Raw genomic sequence first — 23,828 nt, forward strand, 5'->3', positions numbered from 1 at the left:
CGTCGGCGACCCGCCGGCCGGCCTCCTTGATGAAGAAGTAGGCGGCCTTGGCGTTGATGTCGAACATCGCGTCGTACTCGGCCTCGGTGGTGTCGACGATCGGCTTCCGGAGCACCTTGCCGACCGTGTTGACGGCGACATCGACCGGGCCGAGCGCCGCCTCCGCCTCGGCGAAGAGCCGCTCGACGTTCTCCGGCTTGGTCAGGTCGCCGCTCAGCACGACACCCTTCCGGCCGGCGGCCTGGACCGCGGCCAGGGTCTCCTCCGCCGCCGGCTGGGTCGCCTCGGAGTTGTAGTGGATGGCGACGTCGGCGCCCGCCTCGGCGGCCTGCCGGCTGATCAGCCCGCCCAGGTTCTTGGCGCCGGCGGCGACGAGCACGGTCTTGTTCTGCAGTGCGGTCATGGTGTGGCTCCTGTTCGTACGTTCCAGATCACTATTTCGCTGGGCCGTGGGAGGTGAGTGGACCTCCTGCGATAACTATGGCGTGACTATTCAGAGAGGACGAGTTCATTCCGTGCCGTTCACCGTAGTCGAGCCACCACATGTCATCCATATTCCTACCTAGGTATCCAGCAGCCGGGGGCGGACTCGATCGTCATCCTCAAGGTCTGGGGCGGAAGGCACCTGAGCCGAATGCCTAAGTAATTCGATTGCCTAGGTAATGCGGCGGTTCACGAGATCACTGTGAAGCGTTTTACACTCCTTGCTGATCTCCTCGACCTTCACAGCGGAGATCCCGGCCTTGGAGGATATCCGCGGACCGGTGCGAGGCAGACGAGGAGCAGGAATCATGTCAACACGCAAGGGTGCGAATGCGATCGCGTCGGCCGTGGTGCTGGCGCTGCTGACCGCATGCGGCGGCGGTGCTGCGAACGATCCGGACAACGCGATCCATGGTGAGATTTCTGGCGACATCACGGTTGTCACGTGGCGCACCGACCTCGTCGAGGACGGTACGTTCGAAAAATATGCCGGGGAGTTCCGCAAACTTCATCCGAATGTTCGGATTGAGTTCGAAGGGATCACCAATTACGAAGGTGAGATGGCTACCCGGCTGAGCACGAAGAACTATGGCGATGTCATCGGAATTCCCACGATGCATCCGAGGCAGTTCGAACAGTTCCTTGAGCCTTTGGGCGAGACGTCGGAGCTGGCCGGGAGGTACCGCTTCACGAGTTCGCACACGTACGGCGGGAAGCAGTACGGTCTCGCGATCGGTGGCAACGCGTCCGGCATCGTGTACAACAAGCGGGTGTTCGAGGAGGCGGGCATCACCGATCTTCCGACGAACGGAACCGAGTGGATCGATGCCTTGAAGAAGGTCAAGGACAGTACTGCCGCCGTGCCGTACTACACGAACTACAAGGATGGCTGGCCCCTCGGAGAGGCGTACTCGAACCTCGGCGCGATCACAAAGGACCCTGATGCCGGCATCCGCATGGCGGAGAACCCGGCGCCGTGGACTGAAGGGACGGATATCTACGCGATCGATTCGTTCACGTATGACATGGTCGCCGCCGGCCTCACGGAAGACGACCCGCTGACGACAAACTGGGAACAGTCGAAGGTCGAACTCGGCACAGGGAAGATCGCCGCGATGGGTCTGGGCTCCTGGGCGATCTCGCAGATCAAGGACGCCGCCGAGGCGAACGGCGCATCGGCGGACGACATCGGCTACCTGGCCTTCCCATCGAGCGTCGATGGAACCCAGTACTCCATGATCGAAGGCGACTACAACCTCGGCGTGAGCCGGCACTCTCAGCACAAGGCCGCCGCATGGGCATTCATCCGGTGGCTCGTGGAGGAGTCGGGCTTCACGGAGGACGAAGGCATGGTGTCGACGGTGAATAGGAAGCCGCTGCCGGCAAACCTTCGCGAATTGGACGATCGGGGGATCGAGTTCATGGAGGCAAGTCCTGCGCCCGCGGGAGAGGAGAGCCTGCTGCGCGACGTTGCCGACGAGGCGAAGATCGACTTGTCGGGCTACCTGTACCGCCAGAAGCTTCTCGATGTGGCGCGCGGCGCGGCCGAGGGCGATAAGGAGTCGTTCTTCGCCGACCTCAACCAACGCTGGAATCAGGCCATCGAAACGGTCACGGGGTGACGGAATGACAGCCGTCAACACTGTAACCCGCCCCTCGAGCTCGACGGCGGCAGTCGTTCCGCCAAGGGGAGCCAAGCCTGGCCACCCTCCGCGCTACCGCGCCGTCCGCAGACAACTCGTTCCATGGATCTTCGTCGGGGCAGCCGTCGCGCTTCTCCTCGTGTTCACGTACTGGCCCGCGATCAACCTGCTGTACTACAGCGTCACCGACTGGGACGGCCTCGATCTCGAGAAGAATCTCGTCGGGCTCGACAACTACGTCGAGGTCTTCACAAATCCCGAGATCTTCGCGGTGTTCGGAGTCAGCTTGTACTACTTTGCGGCGTCCTTTGTGCAGATAGCGATTGCCCTCTATTTTGCGACGCTGCTGAGTTTTCCGACGCGGCTGTCGAACTTCTTCCGTGGCATCCTGTTCTTTCCTTACCTTCTCAACGGTGTCGCGGTTGGATTCGTGTTCCTGTATCTATTTCAGCCTGGAGGGACGCTCGACACCCTGTTGTCGTGGCTTGGCATCGTCGACCCGCCGCACTGGCTGGGAAATCCCGACATCGTCAATTCCTCACTCGCGGCGACCAGCGTTTGGCGATACCTGGGTCTCAACTTCGTGTTGTTCCTCGGTGCGATGCAGTCGATCCCCGGCGAGTTGTTTGAGGCTGCTGAACTCGACGGAGCGAGCCGCTGGCAGCAGTTCTGGGCGCTGATCTTTCCGGGTATCCGACGCATCGTTGCGCTGAGCTTCATCCTCGCGATCGCGGGCGCGCTCAACGTGTTCGAGGTGCCGTTCATCATGACCGGCGGAGCGAATGGATCCGCGACGTTCGTAATCAAGACGCTCGAGACTGCCTTCACCTTCCGCAACGTCGGTCTGGCGTCTGCCATGGCCGTTGTTCTGCTCTCGATCGTGCTGATCATCACGTGGCTGCAGCGTCGCGTGTTTCGTGACGAGAAGGTGGATCTCACATGACCACGGCGATGAAGGCACTGTCGGCGCAGTCGCGCTGGATCCGGCTGCGGACCACGACCGGGATCTCGGCGAAGTACCTCAGCCTCATCCTTGCCGCCGTATGCGTCCTGTTACCGCTGTCCGTCCTGCTCTTCGCGAGCCTCAAGACCTCCGGGGAGTACGCGTCGACCGGACCCTTTACTCCACCGACAAACTGGCTCAACCTCGACAATTTCGTCACGGCCTGGGAGAAGGGACGAATGCTCGAGGGGTTCGTCAACACGACTGTCGTGCTGGTGATCTCTCTCGCCGGGACAATCCTCGTCGGAACGCTGGCAGCGTACGGCCTCGACCGCTTCGAGTTCCGCGGCAAGCGGCTCGTGTTCGGGCTGTTCCTCCTCGCCACGCTCATCCCGGGTGTCACGACGCAGGTCGCCACGTTCCAACTCATCAACGGGCTCGGGCTCTACGACACACGGACGGCGCTGGTGTTCCTCTTCATGGGGACCGACATCATCGCGATCTATCTGTTCATCCAGTTCATGCAGTCGATCCCCGTCTCACTCGACGAGGCGGCCATGATCGACGGCGCGAACCGGTGGACCATCTACTGGCGGATTGTCCTACCGCTGCTGAAGCCTGCGATCGCGACCGTCGTGATCATCAAGGGCATCGCGATCTACAATGAGTTCTACCTGCCGTTCCTCTACTTCCCGTCGGAGGGGCTCATCTCGACGGCGCTGTTTCGGTTCAAGGGGCCATTCGGCGCGCAATGGGAGCTCATCGCCGCGGGAACCATGATCGGGATCGTTCCCACAATCGTGGGCTTCATCCTGTTACAGCGGTGGATCTACCGCGGTCTCGTGGCCGGAGCCGTCAAGTGACCTACGCCGATCCTGTCCATACGGACCTGCATGACGGCTGGTCCGTCCGGGCCGCCTCGCATCACGCGCCGATCAAGATCATCGGCCGAGACATCCCCGCGACCGTGCCGGGGTGTGTGCACACCGACCTGCTCACCGCCGGGCTGATCCCCGACCCATTCGTCGACGACAACGAAGCCTTGCTGAAGTGGATCGGCCTGACGGACTGGGAGTACCGGACGAGCTTCGAATGGACACCGAACGGCCACGCGCGCCACGACCTTGTCTGCCATGGCCTCGACACCGTCGCGACCGTCCGGCTCAACGGGCGCATCGTCCTCGAGTCAGCGAACCAGCATCGTTCGTATCGAGTGGATGTGCGCGATGATCTTGTTGCCGGCCGCAACGAAATCGTTGTGACCTTCGCGTCGCCAGTGCGGTACGCGAACGCGATGAGCCTCGAGTACGGTGCGCGCCCGCGCCCCTATCCGTCGCCGTACGAGGCCATCCGGAAGTCCGCCTGCAGCTTCGGGTGGGATTGGGGTATCGCTGCCCCGTCGAGCGGGATCTGGCGTCCCATCCGCCTGGAGTCGTGGTCGAACGCGCGCATTGCGGAGGTACGGTTGCGCGCCGAGCCTGATGCAGGCGGCGGCCTGCTCTCGGCCGAGGTCGATATCGAACGTGACACAGCGGGAATCGTCGCTGTCGGCGTGGCGGTTGGCGGCGGCGCTGGGACGGCCGCAATCCCTGAGGGGGCCTCGCGCGCGGTACTCGAGGTGCGCGTACCTGAGGTGGAGTTGTGGTGGCCTGCCGGATACGGTGCACAGCCGCTCTATGACGTCAGTATCGTGCTCGCCGAGGACGGGGACGACCTCGACGGCGTGTCACGACGCGTCGGCTTCCGCAAGGCCACCTGGAACACCGAGCCCGATGCACACGGCACCCCGTTCGAGCTGTTCGTCAACGGCCGTTCTGTTTACGTCAAGGGCGTCAACTGGATCCCCGACGACGCCTTCGTCACCCGCGTCAACGCCGCGCGCTACCGGACCCGGCTCGAGCAGGCCCAGGCGGCCGGCGTCAACCTGATCCGAGTCTGGGGCGGTGGAATCTACGAGTCGGACGACTTCTTCGACCTGTGCGACGAGCTCGGGCTCCTCTCCTGGCAGGACTTCCTCTTTTCATGCGCCGCGTACCCGGAGGAGGAGCCGCTGCGCGCCGAGATCGAATCCGAGGCACGGGAGAACGCCGTCCGGCTCTCCCATCACCCGTCGCTCGTGCTGTTCTCGGGCAACAACGAAACCCTGCTTGGTTTCGATGAGTGGGGCTGGCAGACGCGACTCGACGGCCGCACTTGGGGCAGCGGCTACTACTTCGACCTGCTGCCGCGCATTCTCGCCGAGGCTGCCCCCGCGGTGCCGTACATCCCGGGCAGTCCGTTCAGCCCGGGGGAGCGGGCCGCGAATGACGAAGCGCACGGTCCGGTTCATCTATGGAAGCAGTGGAACGAGCGGGACTGGCTCACCTACCGCGACCACGAGCCACGCTTCGTCGCGGAATTCGGGTGGCAAGGTCCGCCGACCTGGACGACGTTGCGCGGCGCGATCTCCGACCACCCACTCACCCCCGAGTCGCCGGGGATGATTGTGCACCAGAAGGCGGCCGAGGGTAACGACAAGCTGTCGAACGGCCTGATTCCGCACACCCGTGTCCCCGACGCCATGGACGCCTGGCATTGGGCCATGCAATGGAACCAAGCGAAGGCGATCGGATGCGCACTTGAGCACTTCCGGTCCCTCGCGCCCCGAAACGCGGGCGCGGTCGTCTGGCAGCTCAACGACTGCTGGCCCGCGACGAGCTGGGCCGCGATCGACTCGGGCGGCCGGCTGAAGCCACTCTGGTACGCAATCTCTCGCGCCTTCCGGCCTCGCCTGGTGACGATCCAGCCTCGAAGCGAGTCGCTCGCGGTCGTGCTTGCAAACGACAGCGACCAGGTGTGGGGCGAGGATCTCGTGTTCGAGCGTCGCGACTTCGACGGATCCTTGCTCGCGTCCGCTCACGCGTCGTTCACCGTCCCACCTCGGGGCACAGTGGCGATCGATCTGCCCGGCGACATCGCACACGCCGTGCGGCCGGATCGCGAGCTCGTCGTCGCCTCTGCGGCAGATGAGCGTGGGATCTGGTTCTTCGCGGAACCGAGGACCGCTCGCCTCGAACCAGCGAAGGTTCGGGTGACTGAGCGCCGTGTGAACGGCAGCACGGATGTGACTGTCACGGCGGTCTCGCTTGTCGTCGACCTGACACTGCTCGTTGATAAGGCGACGCCCGACGCCGTGACGGAGGAGGGGTTCATCACGCTCCTGCCGGGTGAAGACCACACATTCCGGGTGCGTCACGACGGCGAAATGCCAGCGGGCGTGTTTACAACGGCGGACGTTTTGCGTACTGCCAATGAACTGGTGGCTGAAGACCTGAAGCTGTGAGAGATGAGGAATCGATGATGATGACTTCACCTGCAAGCCCGCGTCGTCGCTGGCGGACCGCTCTTGCCAGCGCAACAGCGGTGGCGGTCGGACTCGGTGTGGCGGTTGTCGGTCACGCGCCCGCCGTAGCCGACGCAGGCGGTGAGCTGGCCGCGGTCGCGGCGGCCGCTTCCGCCGATAGCCTGGCGGCGTCAAGGAACACCGCGTTCGTTGAGAGGGACGGGTCCAGGCTGACGCTCAACGGCCGAACGTTTCGCGCCAGTGGGATGAACCTCTACTGGCTCGGTCTCGACGAGAACGTCGACGTCGACGGCGACGACAAGGCGGATGTGGCGTATCCGACGTACTTCCGGATCAAGGATGCGTTGGACACCGCCGGCGATCTTGGGGTGAATGTCATTCGTTCACACATGGCGATCTCCACCTCGCAGGACGGCCAACAGCCGCTGGTCCTGATGCCGGAGATCGGTGAATACAACATGGAGGCCTTCGCGACGATCGACTACGCCCTCGCGTACGCCGGGAGCCAAGGGATTCGTTTCGTACTCTCGCTCACGGATCAATGGGACTACTTCCACGGCGGAGGGCGAGACTTCATCGCGCCGTACGGGCTCTCGGGCCCATGGGCCCGAGATGGCCAGATCACGGCGTTCTACGAGGAGGAGCGCGCGATCACGGCGTTTCAGGACTACGTGGACACGGTCATGAATCGGGTCAATCCGCTGACCGGCATCCGCTACGGAGACGACCCTACGATCATGGCCTGGGAACTCGGCAACGAACTGAATGGCGTGCCGCAGGACTGGGTCGATCGGATGGCGGAGTTCATCAAGCAGCGAGGCCCGAAGCAGTTGGTCGCAGCGGGGCAGCAGAACGGTATCAGCGACAGCGCGCTAGCGTCCCCGGGTGTCGATCTGGTCGACGCGCACTACTACCGGACCGACTTCAACCGGTGGATTCCCGAGGACGCCAGGCGGGTCGCGGAGGCCGGCAAAGCCTACATTGCGGGCGAGATCGGATGGACCGACGCGAATGTGTCGGTGCTGCAGGATGCCACGAAGAATCCGGACGTAGCCGGAGTGTTCCCGTGGTCGCTCTTCGGCAACAACGATCGTGGCGGAATGGTTCCGCATGACGATGGCTTCACGCTCCACTATCCCGGCACCAACGAGAAAATGCGCACCTGGATCGCGGGCATACGTGAGTTCAGCGAGAGCATCGGACTGAGCGTCGACAAGGAGATGGATCCGCCGCTCATTGTCGGGATCGACAGCCTCGGGGGGAGGAATCAGATCTCCTGGCGGGGAACGGCCGGCGCCGTTTCCTACCGGGTGGAGCGCAGCACCGATGGGTCGACGTGGAGCCTCCTACTGGACGGCGCGGTTGGAACCAACGGCTCCCCCGTGTCCGATTCCGCGCCGGTCCGGGGGGCTCGATACCGCGTGGTCGCGATTTCCGCGGAGGGGACCGAGAAATCATCGGAAGTGGTCACTGCAGGACCTGGCGAGCGCGTACTCGTCGATCCGTTGGCGGACTTCACTCAGACTTCAGCGGATGAGGACGCGGCGCTCGTTGCTCCTTCGGGAGCCGTCGCCGGCAGCGAGCGTGCGATGGTGGAATGGTCGTTTCCGGGCACGACACGTGCCTCGTTCAGTCTTTCCCGAGATGCTCAGGCGCGGGTCGAGGTGCATGACGGTCTGGGCTGGCGCTCGGTGCCGATCAAGACCACACGCACCTCGAACGGAACCTCCCTCGAGGTCGCTGGATTCGTGGCGGAGAAGATTCGCGTGGTGTGGACCGAAGGGGCGCTCCATCGAGCCATGCTGGCTGTCGAGCCGGATCTTTTCGATCCGGCCGAGGACTTCTCCCTGATGTCAGCGAAGTCCGGAGATCTCAAGATCGACGGGACGAACCGCGCCTATCTGGACGGAGATTCCGCCCGATTGGCGCGAAATTCCATTACCGGGGCCGAGTCGGCAACCTGGAAACTGCCGGACGTCAATCGCGTCGAATTCGTGGCGTATTCGTGGCCCCACCAAGAATCCATGCCGCTGGAATTGTCGGCGTCGAGTGACGGTCAGAACTTCTGGGAGTTGTCACCGCCTCAGGTCGCCACAACGAAGGAGTCGGGGGATGGGTGGGCCAGGGAGGTTTACACCGTCCGCTCACTCTCCGACGCGGCGTACATCCGGGTCGCCTGGCCCGAAGGCAAGTGGGGGCGGGATGGCCAGACCTGGACGCCGCAGATCGCCGAGGTCCGCCTCTTCGCGGCGAAGTGACGGCTCCCGATTCGAGTAGGAGTTCCGGGTGATGCGTTCTTCTCGCGGGTGAAGCGCGTGACGATCTCCGACGTCGCCCGCCGTGCCGGCGTCTCGATCGCCGCAGTGTCCTCGGCGCTCAACGGCGGACATCACGTGTCCGACGCCACACGCGCCCGCATCGAACTCGTCGCGGCTGAGCTCGGCTGGGCGCCGGCGAGCGCCGCCCGGTCGTTGGCGGGTGCACGTACCGACACAATCGGACTCATGCTGCAACGCGATCCGGAAAGCATCGGTGTCGAATCGTTCCATATGCAGTTCCTCGCCGGCATCGAGCGAGAGCTGTCGTCGCGGTCGTACGGCCTGTTGCTGCAGATCGCGTCGACCCAGGGCGACGCGCTCGCTAAGCAGGTCGCCGGAATGCTGTCCGCCACGGTAGTTGCTGCCGATCATCCGGTGCCCGATCTCTCGAAATCTCGTCGACGAACGGCCCCGTACGGTGGCGACTGAGACTAGAAACGAGACTAGAAGGACCCTCGCCACACCTGCCCCGCCCCCCTCGTAGGCGCCCGTTTTTGGCTGGAACGGAGCGCGTCAAAGGTAAGAGCAGACGAGTTCCTGACACCCGATCCGAAACGGTCGGGTGCCCCGGTCTTGATCAACCTCGATCACACTCGACGCGTTCGGTCGACACCTGCCGACTCTGACTCTTCCGGCGTCGACGGACACGGGCAGACGAACAGCTCTACGTCTCCGCCGGCATACGGACTGAGTTGGACACGAAGGCGTTTCGGATCGGGTGTCAGGAACTCGTCTGTGGCCCTTGACGCGTGGAGTGGAGGCCAAACACTGGTCCTACGAGGGGGACGGGGCAACGCGACGTACAAGCCATCCATCGGGGCACATGGTCTGTCACCATGGACTGACGCCGTCCCGCCAGCACATGGCTTCTCGGATCCCGGCGGCGAAGGTGTGCTGGTCGGCCAGTTCGACGGGGCGGAGCCGGTGCTCACCTTGGATGAGTGCGTCGCCGGTCCAGAGGGGAATGACGTGCAGGTGCAGGTGCCAGACGTCCTGATTGCCGGCCGGCTCGTTGTGCTGGCGTAGCGAGGTGCCCTCGCAGTGTTCGACCTCGACCAGGGCGCGGGCGGCGCGGCGACACGTTGCCAACAGCGGCCCGGTCAACGCGTCCGGCAAGACATAGAGGTGTTCGACATGATCAATCGGCACGACGAGCAGGGTGCCCGGGTTGGTCTCCCACCAGTGCGGCGAAACGATTACCGCTGTCGCCACGTCCCGGTAGACCAGGTTATCCGGCGTGCTGATCGGCGTCGAGCCGCCCGCCAGCAAGACGCAGAACGGACAGACATACCCTGCCGGTTCATGAGACCGCCACACATCCGCAGAAATCTACCTGGTTCGTGATGGCGAGTCGGCCGGGCAGAGTGGCGGCGTGCCAGAGCGCCGCCCGGCCGCAGGCGGCCCGGAGGGCCGCCCTTGATCCAAGAAAGGTCAATTCGTCAACGGAGATTCAATCTCGCTGGGGGGCGGTGGGAGTGCGGAATGCGTTGGAGGCCTCGGGCCGAGGGACGGTCGGGGATTGTTGACGACCGGGCGGACGAAGAGGGGCTGCTCGGGCTTGGGCGGGGCGGTTCGGCCTTCGCGGTGGCCTCCCACGCCGCCTGGGGTGTGACGCGTCCGGGTAGTTCGGCCAAGCATCCCGGACGGTCGTGCGCAGTCGCCTGCGTTGCGACCGTGGGAACCAGGCCCTATCGGCCCCAGACCAACGGCAAGATCGAACGTTTCCACCGCACCCTCGCCGACGAATGGGCCTACGCCCGCCTCTACACCTCCGAAGCCGAACGCCGCACCGCCCTACCCGGCTGGCTCCACTTCTACAATCACCACCGAACCCACTCCGCCACCGGCACCACACCCATCACCAGACTCAACAACCTGCCTGGACATCACAGCTAGGAGGCTTGCCCGCTGGGTCATGGTGTGGGTGTGTGGTTGGTGTTGGCGTTGAATGTCACTGTGGCGGTGAGGCCGCCGGTGGCACGGGGTCGGATGTTGAGGTCGGCACTGTGTGCACGAGTGATGGAGGCGACGAGGGCGAGGCCGAGGCCGGCGCCGACGTGGTGGGTGGCGGTTGTTCGGCTGCGTCCGCTTCCACGTCGGAAGGGTTCGATGAGTTCGGTGACTTCTTGGTCCGTGAGTTTGGTGCCGGTGTTCTCGATGGTGATTCGTGGTTGGTCGGGGTTGCCGCCGACGCTGACCCAGATATGGCCGTCGACCGGGAGGTTATGGACGATGGCGTTGCGGACCAGGTTGTTGACGAGTTGTTCGAGGAGGATGGTGGAGCCGTTGATGTGTCTGGATTCGGTGTCGATATTGATGGAGATGCCGTGTTGATCGGCTAGTTTCGTATTCGATTCGGTGATGTGGTCGGTGATGAGGGCGAGGTCGACGGGTTCGAATTCGAACTGGGAGGCGTCGATGCGGCTGAGGAGGAGTAGTGCCTCGGTGAGTTCGATGGCTCTGGCGTTGGCTGCGTCGAGTTCGGTGAGTACGGCCTGAGCGTCGGCGTGGGGGTCGGTGCGGCCGACTTCGATGAGGGAGCGTGAGATCGCGAGTGGTGTGCGTAGTTCGTGTGAGGCGTTGGCGGCGAAGCGTTGGTGCTCGCCGACGCTGCGCTCGATGTAGGTGAGCATGTTGTCGAAGGCGTCGGCGACCTGGCGGAATTCATCCTTGGGTCCGGTGAGGCGGATGCGATGACTGAGCGAGCCCTCGGCGCTCAGACGGGCGGCGGACCTGATCGCGTCTAGCGGACGCAGCATACTCCCTGCGAGGAACCAGCCTCCCAGCATACCCGCGGCGGCTAGACCGAGCAGGCCCAAGCTTCGGAACTCTATACCTCTCTCAAGGTACTCAAGGATTAGATTCATGAAAGCCATGAACCATCCCTCGGGCGGTGGAGTTCCTCCCACTCGCCGTTCGCCGGCAATGCCTCGAAGCACGTAAAGCAAATTGGCTGCTTCCAAGATGAGTGCGACGAGGGGGATCAGGGCGGCGTAGCTGAGCGCGAGTTTGAATCGGGCGCTGAGCGCACGTCGCCTGGTCATTGTGGATCTCCGTCCGTGTGAGCCGAGGTCGATCCAGTATCCGTCACCTGGCAACGCGGCCGCGATGCGGATGGACCGCCGGGCAACGCCCGGCGGGTCAGGGTGTGGCTGTGTGGTTGGCCTCGATGTTGAATGTCACGGTGGCGGTGAGGCCGCCGGTGGCACGGGGTCGGATGTTGAGGTCGGCATTGTGTGCGCGGGTGATGGAGGCGACGAGGGCGAGGCCGAGGCCGGCGCCGACGTGGTGGGTGGCGGTTGTTCGGCTGCGTTCGCTTCCACGTCGGAAGGGTTCGATGAGTTCGGTGACTTCTTGGTCCGTGAGTTTGGTGCCGGTGTTCTCGATGGTGATTCGTGGTTGGTCGGGGTTGCCGCCGACGCTGACCCAGATATGGCCGTCGACCGGGAGGTTATGGACGATGGCGTTGCGGACCAGGTTGTTGACGAGTTGTTCGAGGAGGATGGTGGAGCCGTTGATGTGTCTGGATTCGGTGTCGATATTGATGGAGATGCCGTGTTGATCGGCTAGTTTCGTATTCGATTCGGTGATGTGGTCGGTGATGAGGGCGAGGTCGACGGGTTCGAATTCGAACTGGGAGGCGTCGATGCGGCTGAGGAGGAGTAGTGCCTCGGTGAGTTCGATGGCTCTGGCGTTGGCTGCGTCGAGTTCGGTGAGTACGGCCTGAGCGTCGGCGTGGGGGTCGGTGCGGCCGACTTCGATGAGGGAGCGTGAGATCGCGAGTGGTGTGCGTAGTTCGTGTGAGGCGTTGGCGGCGAAGCGTTGGTGCTCGCCGACGCTGCGCTCGATGTAGGTGAGCATGTTGTCGAAGGCGTCGGCGACCTGGCGGAATTCATCCTTGGGTCCGGTGAGGCGGATGCGATGACTGAGCGAGCCCTCGGTGGTCTTCCGGGTCGCTTCTCTGATTTCCTGTAGCGGGCGCAGAATTCGTCCCGCCAGGAACCAGGCACCGAATACTCCAATGATGAACAGACCAATAATTCCAAAGAAGAATCCCCCCGTTTCTAGCATGAGAACCTGAAAGTAGTTCATCATGGTTGCGCCGTCGCCTGTTGGCTCGGAGGGGTGTAGCCTCTCGTATTCCAGGTTCCGCCAGACATAGTTCAGGTACAGGAATACCATGAGTCCGAAGCAGGCGATGACGAACACGGCGGCATAGCTGAGCGTCAGTTTGAACCTTACGCTAAGCGTAGGTCGCCGAATCATGTTGGATCTCCATCGTGTGTCGGGCGAGGACGATCCAGTATCTGGCACCTGGCAAGAGGACCACAATGCCGATGGGCGTCGAGCCAACCGCTGCGGCGTGTTCAACTCATTTGCTGTTGCCATCACCGATGTGCTCGCCCGCCAGGATTGCCGCACCTAGTCCCGCGATCGCGGCCGCACCGACTCCGAGTGGTAACACCGCACTGCCGGTGTCCGGAAGTTCACCGGCCGCGCCGGAGCTGTCGCCGTGCCCCGTGCCGGCGCTGGTCCCGGAGGGGGTGGTCTGTGCGGGGCTGGGTTCGGACCGGCCGGGATGCGTGGTCATGGGCTCGGTGGGACTGCCTTGGGTAGGGCCGGGTTCTGTGGGAGTGGCCTGGCTGGGTCTGGGATGGGTCGGGGTGGATGGTGCCGGACTCGGTTCTGTCGCACCTGTATCGGAAGGTGTCGGCTCCGTCGGACTACTGGACTCCGTCGGGGTGGATTTGGAAGGACTGGCCTCTGTCGGGGTTGGCTCTGGCTTGGGTGAGTACCCGATCCGCCCGGTCACTCGCCTTAGAAAGGTTTCGTCTTCGACGCACCGGAGTTCGACGTCGTACCAGCCTTCGTCGGTTTTCCACCGCTGCTCGGTGCGGTCGCCGGCAGCCACCCGCAGAGTCCGTGTGTCGCCCTCGAAGGCGAGCGGACGCAGTTTCAGCGTGACGTCGTCGGGTCCTCCGTTGACGACCGTGAGAGTCAGATCGCGACCTTCGGTGCGGTGCTCGAGATACACGCCGGCAGCTGCACCGGCTCGGGTGCCCTTGGCCTCGTGCCAGTACTGGTCGGGTCCTTGAACCACGATGTCCCATTCATCGGGCATCGGAAGCGTGACCCGGTCGGTCTCGCCGGGTTTGAGCCACACGTGCTCGGGCGGCGTGGACTCGGGTGCAAACACGTAGATCTGATGTGCAGCTCCCATGTCGCCGTCGTTGCGTAGCCTCACCGTTAGCCTGTTCGACGCGGCGATGGAGACCGTGGGCGAGTACGGTGTCGGCCGGCTCGGGCGCCAGCCTGGCTCTTGTTTCGGCATGGATTGAAACTGCGGGCGTTCGGGCTGCCAGCGATCGATCGGTTGCGGCACTGGTCCCGGCTGTGTGAACGTCGGGGGCTTGCCCTGGGCGTCGAAGTCGAACGCCGAGGTGAGATCGGAGCAGATACTGCGACGCCAAGCGGAGATGTTGTCTTCCCTCACGCCGGTGACCCGCTCGAGGAAACGGAGAGTCGACGTGTGGTCGGCGACCGCCGAGTCGACGAAGCCGCCGACCGTCCAGGGGGAAACGATGATCATCGGTACGCGCGGCCCGAGTCCGAGTGGCTTTCCGTCGTACCAGTCTTCGCTCGATCCGGTTGCGGGCCGCGGCGGCACCGGTGGTGGGACGTGGTCGAAGTAGCCGTCGTTTTCGTCGAAGTTGATCAGCGTCGCCGTCGATGACCAGGTGGCCTGATCGGAGGCGACGACGTCCAGCAGGTCATAGACGAGGTTGGCGCTGCCCGCCGGAGTGCCGCCCCCCGGGTGCTCGGAGAGCGCCTTGGGTGGGACGATCCACACGACGGCCGGAAGAGCGCCGGCCTCGATGTCCGCCTGGACCCGATCGAGCAGGGTGCCAGGACGGCTCCGGTACATCGCCCGATCGAAGAGAGAACGCTCGGCATCGGTGAGGCCGTCACGTCCCTTGTCGAGCTGGGCCAACAGTCGGTCCTGATCTTCCTGCGACCTGCCGTGCAGGGAATCGTAGAACCTTTCGGTGGTGGAGTACGAGCCATCGACAGCGCGGAGTACCTTGGTGCCGATCTCCGTGAACGGTTTGAAATACTCGACCGCATTGTCGGTGAAGTTGTCCCACTCCTGGTAGATCTGCCACGAGACCCCAGACTCCTCCAGCCTCTCGCAGTAAGTCGTCCACTCATATCCGGGGTGCGTGCCATCCTTGAAGGGCCACGGAATGGGGATGGGCGAGGGATAGGGATCGTTCTTTACGGCGCGCCTCCCGTCCTTCTCAAATCCGGTCATGCCGGTCCAGAAATAGTTCCGGTTCGGGTTGGTGGAACCGAAGATGGAACAGTGATACGCGTCAAGGATCGTGAACGTGTCGGCGAGTTCGTAATGGAAACGCAGATCGGACCGGTCGTAGTAGGTCATCGATCCGATGCCCTTTGCGGGCACCCACCGGTCGTACCAACCATCGGCCCACGCGTCGACCGAGTCGGTGAATCCGTGGGGAAGTGTGTCGAGGTATTCGATATCGGAAGCGGATCGATTGGCCTCCTTCGCCGATTCTCGCAGAGAGAACGGGAGCACATCTTCATCGTCATCGTCATCAGGCTGCTCGAAAACGGTCCCGCCGCCGCGGCGCCGGAGCGGAGATCGATCGCCGAAGCCTCGGACGCCCCTGAGGCAACCGAAATAGTGATCGAAGGAACGGTTCTCCTGCATCAACAGGATCACGTGCTCCACGGCGTCAAGTCCGCCGGTCGGCATCGGCTGTGCCATTGCCTGGCGCACGGATGGCGGTAGGAGCGAGCCAGCCGCCACAAGGCCAGCAACGACTCCTGTGGATTTGAGAAGTCCGCGACGGGTCATGCCCTTCCCGGCGCTGCTGTTGGAAGTGTGGGAGGTGCGCTGGTCAGCCATGATCGGTAACCGAACACCGGGAGGTGAACACAGAGTTAACCGAAGAGAGCTCGCTGCAATTCTACCTAGGTAGTTTCTCGCTGTGCATTGGTCTTCCAGGCTATGTCGCGACGTGGGCCCATTGGCTGCCAATGATCATCCGATCAAGCCGAACCGCTTATGTTGCAGGAAGCCGTCTCAGCTCGACTGGGGTAGTGGCACAACCCGGGGCCTCCGTACAAACCGGGGCGGTCATGAGGGTGTCACGCCGGCGACCGGTACCCGTGCCGACATGACGAGGAGAGACACGAGTTCGTCGTAGGGGATCCCGGCAGCCTCGAACATCCGCGGCACCTGCGAAGCTGGGGTGAATCCAGGTACTGTGTTCACCTCGTTCAGCACGAGCCCGTCCGCCGTGACGAAGAAGTCCACTCGCGCGACACCGCGACAGCCGAGCGCGTTGAACATGACGGTCGCGCTGTGCGTGAGTTCGTGGCGATCGGAGTCGGTGAGTTCGGCCGGGACCGTGAATCGTGTAGTGCCGTCGTACTTGGCGGCGGTGTCAAAGAGCCCCGACGTATGAATTTCCAAAGGCGGCGCCACGATGAGTGTGTCATCCGCCTTGCGGAGGATGGCGATATCAATCTCCCGACCACGGACGTAAGGCTCGACAAGCACCTGATCGCCGATCGCCGCAGCCGACCGGAGCCCGACCGCGAACTCGCGATGGTTGGTAGCGAGCGAGACACCGTAGCTCGAACCGGCACGTACCGGCTTCACGACTACCGGTCCGGTGATCTGGAGCTCGTCGATGTCGCTGATCCGGACGACTCGGCCGGCGGCTGTTGGCAGACCTTCGGCGCGGGCGACCAACTTCGTCAACTGTTTGTCCATGCCGACCGCACCGGCGTGGAGGTCCGAACCCACCATCGGCACCATGGCCAAGGCGCATAGCGCTGCGAGTGAGCCATCCTCGCCGAGCGGCCCGTGTACCGCGGGAAACACCGCATGGGCTTCGCCAACGATTCTCAGCGCACCAGCAAGGCTGGCAATCACGGTGTCCCCCAGTGGCTTCAGGCAGTGTGTCCATATCCCGGTGCGCTCGATAGCCAGTTGCTCCACCTGGTACCGACTGCGGCGAAGGGACGCGGCCACGGCATCCGCAGAGGCGAGCGAGACATCATGTTCAACGTTTTGTCCGCCGCCGATGACGACTATGGTCTGATTCATCGGTGTACCTTCCGAACGCGCGGCCCGATGCCGCTGACGATCACATGCGGGATGGTGCCGGCCCACTCCGCCCACTCTGCGATTGTTGGTGCGCCGGTGCCTTCGGGGCCGAAGATCGTGGCGACGGTCCCGCGTGGATAGGCCATCTGACCGGTGTCAACGACAATCTGATCCATCGATACCTTCCCGACGATCGGATGTCGCTGGTCCCCAATCAGGACGGACGCGGCAGTGGACAAGGCGCGAGGGATCCCGTCGGCATAGCCCAGCCCGATCACCGCGAGGTGCGTATCACAACGGGTCACGTAACTACCCCCGTAGCCCACTCGTGTTCCTGGTCGAGCGGTGCAAGAGTGGACGATCGGCGCGGACAGCCAGGCCGCGCCACGCAATGGCACCGTCCCCGACGGATCGATCCCCACCAGCCCTGCACCGATTCTGACCAGGTCAAAGTGGCTTGCAGGATCGGTGAGCGTGGCAGCCGTGGATGCGAGGTGGCGAATGAGCGGACCAAATTCGTCCCCCATCATCCGTTCAGCTTCGCTGAGCCGCCGCACCCCGCCTTCGTTCAGCTTCGGATCGGCCCGATCGGCGTCTGGAAGGTGTCCCATCAGGCCGACGACCTCAATCCGTCCTAGGCGAACGCCGCGACGGGCGATCCGCTTGAGGGCTGGCCAGTCGTGGCGAGGTACTCCTCCTCGCGCTATGCCGGCGTCGACGTTCAGATGTACCCGGACCGGCGCGATCGCCCGGTGCACGAGGTCAGCGAGTTCCTCGATCGAGCCGACGGCGACATCGACCTTGCCTTGCACCGCGGCGGAAACGTCGATACCACTCGGGTGCAACCAGGCAAGGATCGGCGCATCGATGCCTGCATGACGCAGCCGGCGACCGTCGGCGATGTCCGTGACCCCGAGCCAGGTCGCACCAGCATGGAGCGCGGCACAGGCCACGTACAGCTGTCCATGACCGAAAGCGTCGGCCTTGACTACAGCCATGACCTCGGCGTCGGTGAACGTACGAACTGTGGTGACGTTTGCGGCGATGCCGGCCAGCTCGGCAGTGAAGGTCGGGCAGGGGACGAGCATGTCCGATCGAGGTGGCGATGTGGTGGTCACCGTGTCTCACTCGCGTTTTGGAACATCGGCGGGCAAAGCCCAGAGTCAGCCTCAGGGCGGCGCAGTTCGAAATGCCAGCCTTCGTTCACATATGTTTGGCGTAGCCCGAACTTCGCGCCATTCTGCCGAAGCCAAGCGGCGGCCTCACTCGGCCCCACGTCGATCGCTGCTCCATGCACGTGAGCCGAGTTCTCTGGCGTCGCGACTCTGCGACGGGCCTCCTCCTTGGACCCGTAAAACCGAATCGCATCGCCGAGCAGGATCGACTGGTAACGGCGACTCCGCCAACCACTGTTGACTCGAACTTCGATGCCGTCCTCGGCCGCTGCATCGGCGGCGTTGAGGAGTGCCTGCCTCAATTCCGGATGGAGGTTGGCTACCGCGGGGACGTTGGCCGTCGGCAAGACCGAGCCGTTCACCTGACCCTCGCTCACCAAAGGTGGGGAGGCTTTCGTAGGCGGCGGCCGTCGGCCGGTGGTGGTCGCGGCGAGTCCCAGCCCGAACACGACGACGCCGAGCAAGGCTGATTTCATGCTGAAGGGGCCCGAATGTTGCGATTTCTGCCTGTTGATGATCATGGGCTGAGTTCACACCAGCAGACGTTGTCAGGTGGTCAGGCGATCTCGTTAGCGTTTCGCAAGCTCAAGCTGTTTACGCTGGCGAAAGGTGCGGCTCGTTAAGCTCACGGATTGTGCGGGTCCTTATTTTGGAAGATGAACCGATCATGGCGAAATCCATCCGCGACGGGCTGCGGCTCGAAGCGATCGCGGCTGACGTCGCCGGCGATGGGCATGCCGCCATCGAACTTCTCGCCCTCTATACCTATGATGTTGCGGTCCTTGACCGGGACGTTCCGGGACCGAATGGTGACGACGTTGCACGAATGATCATCTCCTCGGGCAGCGGTACTCCCGTCCTTATGCTCACGGCTGCCGATCGCCTCGACGACAAGGCGACCGGATTCGAGGTGGGTGCTGACGACTATCTGACCAAACCATTCGACATGCGGGAACTCGTGCTCCGATTGCGTGCTCTCGTACGGCGGCCGGCCCGGGTCGTCCCGCCCTCCCTCGATATGGCCGGCATTCGGCTGGACCCATTCCGTAGAGAGGTCTACCGGGATGGCCGCTACGTCTCGCTGACCCGGAAGCAGTTCGCAGTCCTCGAGGTATTGATGGGGGCAGGCGGGGGTGTGATCAGCGCCGAGGAGCTCCTCGAACGTGCCTGGGATCAGAACGCGAACCTCTTCACCAACACCGTCCGGGTCACCATGTCGATCCTGCGTAAGAAGCTCGGTGGGCCAGCGGTGATCACAACGGTCCCAGGAGTCGGGTACCGGTTCGATCCCGGAGCGTCTGGTGGGTAAGGTGCCCTCGCTGTGCGGATGGACCACAACATCTTCGGTGAAGGCCCTTCCAACAGATGCTTAGGCGCATCGCCGGGTCGGTACGATTCAGACTCACCTTGAGTTACGCCGCGCTGATCGCTGCCACCGGCGGAGTTCTGATGGTGGTTGTGTTCGTCTTCCTCCTGCGTTACATCCCCCGGACCGGCGCTTTCGTGAACCGAAGCGGTGATTGGGCGCCCAGCCGGCATGATCTGCTGGACGCCTTCCTGCCAAGGGCTCTCGGAACCCTCGGTGTGCTGATCGCCCTCGGCCTCGTCATCGGATGGCTGCTTGCCGGCAGGATGTTGCTTCCGCTGCGCAAGATCGAGTCGGCCGCGCGACTCGCCGCCGGCGGCTCATTGCGCCACCGCGTTTCGCTGAACGGACCGCACAACGAATTTCGGCGCGTGGCCGACACCTTCGACATGATGCTAGCCCGGATCGAGCGGAACGTCGGCGAACATCAGCGGTTCGCGGCCAATGCATCCCACGAATTACGGACGCCACTCGCCATCACTCACAACGTGATCGAACTGGCTCGCGCGGACCCCGACCGCGACATCGAAGTCGTACTTGCCGAGCTGGCATCGATGAACTCCAGAGCGATCAGCCTGACGGAAGGACTCCTGCTTCTCACCAAGATCGAACGTCAGCCGATCGTGCCGGAACAGATCGACCTGGCGCTGGTCGTCGAAGACGTCGTCGAGACACCTACGCTGGTGGACGCATCCGGCGATGTGTCGATTCAGATCGTGACCGAACCGGTCTGGGTGTCCGGCGCACCGGTGCTGCTGCGGCAACTCGTCGCCAACCTGCTCAGGAACGCAGTAGTGCACAATGTTGCGGCCGACCCGATCGTCTACGTTCGGGCCGACCGGACTGCGGATGGACGCGCGAGAATCATGGTGGAGAACACGGGCGTGCCGCTCACCGACGAGCAGGTCGTAGCGTTCATCGAGCCATTTCAGCGGGGGGCGAATCGCACGCGAATGGCCGGACCTCACCAGGTCGGCGCAGGCCTGGGCCTGGCCATTGTTGACTCCATCGCTCGGGCGCACGATGCGGACCTGCGACTGCGAGCTCGACCAGGCGGCGGGCTGATCGTCGCGGTGCTGTTCCCGGCTGCCCGTAGCGGGTCCGATCACCGCCCGGACCCGCCGCCCCACGCCGGGGTGCCAGGCAGCTCAAGCCTTGAGCTGCGACACGGTAACCATGGTGAATCCACGCTTTTTGAGCTGCTTAATCAACTCGGGTACGGCGTCGGCCGTTGACTGGTGGATATCGTGGAGTAGCACGGTCTCGCCGGCGTCGATGTCTGCGAGCACGCTCCTGACGACCTTGTTCGCGTCCTTGGACTCCCAGTCCCGAGAGTCAACATCCCACATCTTCTGCCGATAGCCGAGCTTCTCTACGATTTCCCGAACGGTGGCGTTCGTGGCACCGTATGGCGGACGCAACAGGATCGGCTCGACACCGGTGGCTTTCTTGATCGCCGCACCCGAGTCCGACACGCTCTTCCTGATCTGGTCCGGAGACTGCTTCGCCAGCGACGAGTGATCCCAGGAGTGGTTGGCGATCTCGTGGCCTTCCTCCACGACCTTACGCGCCAAGTCGGGGTACTCCTGTGCGCGCTCACCGAGCATGAAGAAGGTCGCTTTGGCGTTCTCCCGCTCGAGGGCGGCCAGCACGTCGTCGGTCGATCCCGACGCAGACGGCCCGTCGTCGAAGGTCAGCGCGACACACTTCGCCCGGTTGCAGTCGACCGATGCCCGAGCGGGCTTGTCCTCCCTCTCAGGGGCGGTCCTCTCAGGGGCGGCCCGGACCCGCTCGAGGGCTGGCTGGACGCTGCCGCACGCGGCTGCGGTTCCGGCCAGGGTCAACACGGCCAATCCCGTGAGCCCGCCTCGCAGCGAGCGCGAGAACCGCGCGACGAGGAGACGGCGTTTGGAGATCTGATGCACTAGTTCAGTCATGTACCCATTCCGCCACGGCGCCCGTTGCAACGGGGTCAAGAGTTTTCGTTATCGATCGATGCGGTCGTGTCGGTCCAGATTCTTTACGTTCCGAACATCTCGGACTTGCTAACGTCCCGGTAGCCGCCTCGCTCCGAGCGCGCGGCTGAAGATGATCAGCCTTTGGTGGTGCTACTCGGGAGGTTCCGTGATTGTGGGGTTTCGACAGGCCCGGCGTTCTGCGTGGGCGCTGATAGTTGCAGCGGTCACTGCTGGTGTGATGTTGGTACCGGTGACCGCTGCGGCGGACCCGAAAGACGAGTCGGCCACGAAATCCAAGGCCGAATCACCAACCTCGACAGCAGCACCGGAGCGGGATTTTCCGGACCCCAACGACGCGAAGATCGCCGAGTCGGCTGATTCGATCGCTGACATTACGCCGCCCAGTATTTACGACAATTTCGGTGCAGGAAAAACAGACCAATTCAAGATCGGACCTCCGCAGCCAGGTGGTTCAGTGGCGGGACCGGAGGTCGAGGCCGGGCTGCGCCAGTTCTACGCACAGCGGATTGAGTGGGAGTCCTGCACCGATTACCGGATCGGGATGAGCGAGGAGCTCACCGGGACGGTGTCGAAGGCCCGGTTTTCCTGTGGCTACGGCATCGTGCCACTGAACTATGACGAACCGGACGGTCCCACCGTAGCCGTCGCATTGACGCGGCTCAGCGTCGGCGACCAGAAGAAGAAGGGCACGATCTTTGTCAACCCCGGTGGGCCTGGTGGGTCGGGCATGGGCATCGTCTGGAACCTCGAAGAGCGACTCTACGAGCTCGGGATGCTCAACGACTATGACGTGATCGGGTTCGACCCGCGCGGTGTCGGCTCGTCGGCTCCGTCGATCCAATGCATCTCCAGTGCCTACTTCGACTTCCTGCGCGAAACCGCCCAGGCGCCTGAAGACAACATGAAGAACTGTGTCCGGGACACCGCACGTGGATTCGAGGGAATCGATTCCACTGAATTCCTTCGCAATGTTGGTACGAATAACGTCGTCAAGGATCTTGATGTCTTCCGGAGTGCAGTTGGTGATGCGCGGCTGAACTACCTCGGATACTCCTACGGCACGACTATCGGCTACGCCTACGCTCAGCAGTTTCCCGAGCGCATCCGAACTATGGTGATCGACGCGATTACCAACCCGTTCCAGAACAATCCCGAGGTGGCAGAGCAGTACAGTGAATTCACGCAGAACGACGAAGAGGAGAATGACGAGGTCTTCCAACGACTGGCTGAAGAGTGTGTGGAGAACGACGGCTTCGAGTTCGGCGGAAGGAAGGTTCCATGCGCTCTGGGTGATGACGTCGATCTAGCCAAGGAAGAGTTCGCCAAGATAGCCGACTTAGCCAAGTCTCCAATCTGGAGCGTCCAGAAGAAGCGGTGGATCTCCACGAACTCGGAAGGGGGCGGGGAAATCGACGGCGCGCTCAGGATGGCCAAGTACAGCGAGAGGCTGTGGCCAACTTTGAACGCCGGTCTGGATGCGGTGAAGAACGGTGAGGACCCCGCGGACATCATCAATCTCAGCGACATGTACTTCGATCGGGCCGCGGACGGCAGCTATCGTGACAATGGAACGGCGAAGCTCATGGTGATCCGGTTCTGCGCCGACCAGGAGCTCGGGTTCCTTGCCACTCTGCTGTACTGTCCGGACGGGAACATCCGTGCCAGCGAGCCGCTGGCTAAGGGTCGGCCGATCAAGGCGCTGACGAACATTCTGGCTATCGCCGGCACCTATGACAACGCCACCCCCTATTCGGAGGGTGTGGTGGCCGCGAAGGCCTCAGGGGCGACGTTGGTCTCGGTCGCATCGAACTCCCACGGCTCCTATATGGCGGCCGACATCGAGTGCGTCGACCAGCTGACCACGAACTACTTCCGTACCCTCCGGGTCTATCCCACGCCCGGCAAGGAGGGCGTCGATACGAAGGACATCTATTCCAAGAAGACGATCAGCGACCAGTGCCAGGTGGACACCGAATGGCGCCCTGAGCCTCGGATGGCTGCCCTCGATCCGGCCGCTGGCGGCGAGCAACTTCGGGTTCGTGGCACGGGCCTTACCTTCGGCGGTCTCTACCGAATCGAGCTCGTCGATGGCGCTGGACGGCCTGTCCTGTTCGCCCCGGAAGACCTTCCTGCCGATGCGAGTGGCACCCTGTCCGCCACCATCGCCGTCCCGGAGGACTTCCCACCTGGCACCTATACGGCCAGGATCCGCGGAGTTGAGGACATCACCGCCGTCCTTGAGCCGGCCACGTCTGCAGTTCGGATCACTGCCGCCGAGGACCCCGCACAGCCCGACGATCCGAAGGATGATGAGCAGTCCGACGATCCGAAGGATGATGAGCAGTCCGACGATCCGAAGGATGATGAGCAGTCCGACGATCCGAAGGATGATGAGCAGTCCGACGATCCGAAGGATGATGAGCAGTCCGACGATC

The 23,828-nt window shown here is 63.4% G+C and carries 18 protein-coding genes and 1 pseudogene; 10 read left to right on the forward strand and 9 right to left on the reverse strand.

Annotated features, from left to right (window positions below):
- The coding region (locus ACFQU4_RS36970; RefSeq protein WP_377502079.1) for an SDR family oxidoreductase at positions 1-403 on the reverse strand (403 nt) is incomplete at its 3' end.
- 388 nt (positions 404-791) lie between these two features.
- Here ACFQU4_RS36970 and ACFQU4_RS36975 point away from each other — a divergent pair.
- From ACFQU4_RS36975 to ACFQU4_RS37000, 6 genes are read left to right on the forward strand one after another with little or no spacing between them, the layout of a single operon-like run.
- Positions 792-2,105, forward strand: a complete 1,314-nt coding sequence (locus ACFQU4_RS36975) for an ABC transporter substrate-binding protein (protein ID WP_377502082.1) — start codon at positions 792-794, stop codon at positions 2,103-2,105.
- Positions 2,106-2,109: 4 nt separating this feature from the next.
- Positions 2,110-3,069, forward strand: coding sequence for a carbohydrate ABC transporter permease (locus ACFQU4_RS36980; protein ID WP_377502085.1), 960 nt, complete (start codon positions 2,110-2,112; stop codon positions 3,067-3,069).
- Positions 3,066-3,932, forward strand: coding sequence for a carbohydrate ABC transporter permease (locus ACFQU4_RS36985; protein ID WP_377502088.1), 867 nt, complete (start codon positions 3,066-3,068; stop codon positions 3,930-3,932). The genes ACFQU4_RS36980 and ACFQU4_RS36985 overlap by 4 nt, the downstream gene beginning before the upstream one ends.
- On the forward strand, positions 3,929-6,391 hold the full coding sequence (locus ACFQU4_RS36990) for a glycoside hydrolase family 2 protein (protein WP_377502091.1): 2,463 nt from the start codon (positions 3,929-3,931) through the stop codon (positions 6,389-6,391). Before ACFQU4_RS36985 ends, ACFQU4_RS36990 begins: the two co-directional genes overlap by 4 nt.
- Before the next feature lie 14 nt (positions 6,392-6,405).
- Positions 6,406-8,670, forward strand: a complete 2,265-nt coding sequence (locus tag ACFQU4_RS36995) for a cellulase family glycosylhydrolase (RefSeq protein ID WP_377502094.1) — start codon at positions 6,406-6,408, stop codon at positions 8,668-8,670.
- A 57-nt stretch (positions 8,671-8,727) separates the two neighbouring features.
- Positions 8,728-9,159, forward strand: a complete 432-nt coding sequence (locus tag ACFQU4_RS37000) for a LacI family DNA-binding transcriptional regulator (protein WP_377502097.1) — start codon at positions 8,728-8,730, stop codon at positions 9,157-9,159.
- Positions 9,160-9,561: 402 nt separating this feature from the next.
- On the opposite strand, the gene ACFQU4_RS37005 is transcribed toward ACFQU4_RS37000, so the two are convergent.
- On the reverse strand, positions 9,562-9,942 hold the full coding sequence (locus ACFQU4_RS37005) for an HIT family protein (protein ID WP_377502100.1): 381 nt from the start codon (positions 9,940-9,942) through the stop codon (positions 9,562-9,564).
- A 465-nt stretch (positions 9,943-10,407) separates the two neighbouring features.
- On the opposite strand from ACFQU4_RS37005, the pseudogene ACFQU4_RS37010 reads away from it, so the two are divergent.
- Positions 10,408-10,626: pseudogene (locus ACFQU4_RS37010) on the forward strand (integrase core domain-containing protein); the annotation flags it as partial.
- A gap of 17 nt (positions 10,627-10,643) precedes the next feature.
- Here the strand turns inward: ACFQU4_RS37010 and ACFQU4_RS37015 are convergent.
- The 6 genes from ACFQU4_RS37015 to ACFQU4_RS37040 all read right to left on the reverse strand — a co-directional run bounded on the left by ACFQU4_RS37015 (position 10,644) and on the right by ACFQU4_RS37040 (position 18,569).
- A complete protein-coding gene (locus ACFQU4_RS37015) occupies positions 10,644-11,774 on the reverse strand; it encodes a sensor histidine kinase (protein ID WP_377502103.1) in 1,131 nt (376 codons plus the stop codon).
- Between the two features lie 97 nt (positions 11,775-11,871).
- Positions 11,872-12,996 (reverse strand): sensor histidine kinase, encoded by a 1,125-nt coding sequence (locus ACFQU4_RS37020; protein ID WP_377502106.1) that lies wholly within the window; start codon positions 12,994-12,996, stop codon positions 11,872-11,874.
- A gap of 106 nt (positions 12,997-13,102) precedes the next feature.
- Positions 13,103-15,664, reverse strand: coding sequence for a phosphocholine-specific phospholipase C (locus tag ACFQU4_RS37025; protein WP_377502109.1), 2,562 nt, complete (start codon positions 15,662-15,664; stop codon positions 13,103-13,105).
- Between the two features lie 231 nt (positions 15,665-15,895).
- Entirely contained in the window at positions 15,896-16,873 is a 978-nt protein-coding gene (locus ACFQU4_RS37030) for a D-alanine--D-alanine ligase (protein WP_377502112.1), read from the reverse strand.
- On the reverse strand, positions 16,870-17,991 hold the full coding sequence (alr, locus tag ACFQU4_RS37035) for an alanine racemase (protein ID WP_377502115.1): 1,122 nt from the start codon (positions 17,989-17,991) through the stop codon (positions 16,870-16,872). Before alr ends, ACFQU4_RS37030 begins: the two co-directional genes overlap by 4 nt.
- Positions 17,988-18,569: a M15 family metallopeptidase gene (locus ACFQU4_RS37040; protein WP_377502118.1), complete on the reverse strand. Its 582-nt coding sequence runs from the start codon at positions 18,567-18,569 to the stop codon at positions 17,988-17,990. The genes alr and ACFQU4_RS37040 overlap by 4 nt, the downstream gene beginning before the upstream one ends.
- A gap of 113 nt (positions 18,570-18,682) precedes the next feature.
- Here ACFQU4_RS37040 and ACFQU4_RS37045 point away from each other — a divergent pair, with 113 nt between their 5' ends.
- Both ACFQU4_RS37045 and ACFQU4_RS37050 read left to right on the forward strand, forming a co-directional pair.
- On the forward strand, positions 18,683-19,357 hold the full coding sequence (locus ACFQU4_RS37045) for a response regulator transcription factor (protein ID WP_377502121.1): 675 nt from the start codon (positions 18,683-18,685) through the stop codon (positions 19,355-19,357).
- A gap of 98 nt (positions 19,358-19,455) precedes the next feature.
- Positions 19,456-20,649: a sensor histidine kinase gene (locus ACFQU4_RS37050; protein ID WP_377502124.1), complete on the forward strand. Its 1,194-nt coding sequence runs from the start codon at positions 19,456-19,458 to the stop codon at positions 20,647-20,649.
- Here the strand turns inward: ACFQU4_RS37050 and ACFQU4_RS37055 are convergent.
- Entirely contained in the window at positions 20,563-21,351 is a 789-nt protein-coding gene (locus tag ACFQU4_RS37055) for a polysaccharide deacetylase family protein (RefSeq protein ID WP_377502127.1), read from the reverse strand. The genes ACFQU4_RS37050 and ACFQU4_RS37055 overlap by 87 nt on opposite strands.
- 271 nt (positions 21,352-21,622) lie before the next feature.
- On the opposite strand from ACFQU4_RS37055, the gene ACFQU4_RS37060 reads away from it, so the two are divergent.
- Positions 21,623-23,828, forward strand: a 2,206-nt coding sequence (locus tag ACFQU4_RS37060) for an alpha/beta fold hydrolase (RefSeq protein ID WP_377502130.1), incomplete at its 3' end; no start/stop codon positions are given.

Origin of the sequence: Microlunatus sp. GCM10028923, from assembly GCF_042666975.1 — a bacterium.
Taxonomy (GTDB): domain Bacteria; phylum Actinomycetota; class Actinomycetes; order Propionibacteriales; family Propionibacteriaceae; genus Microlunatus.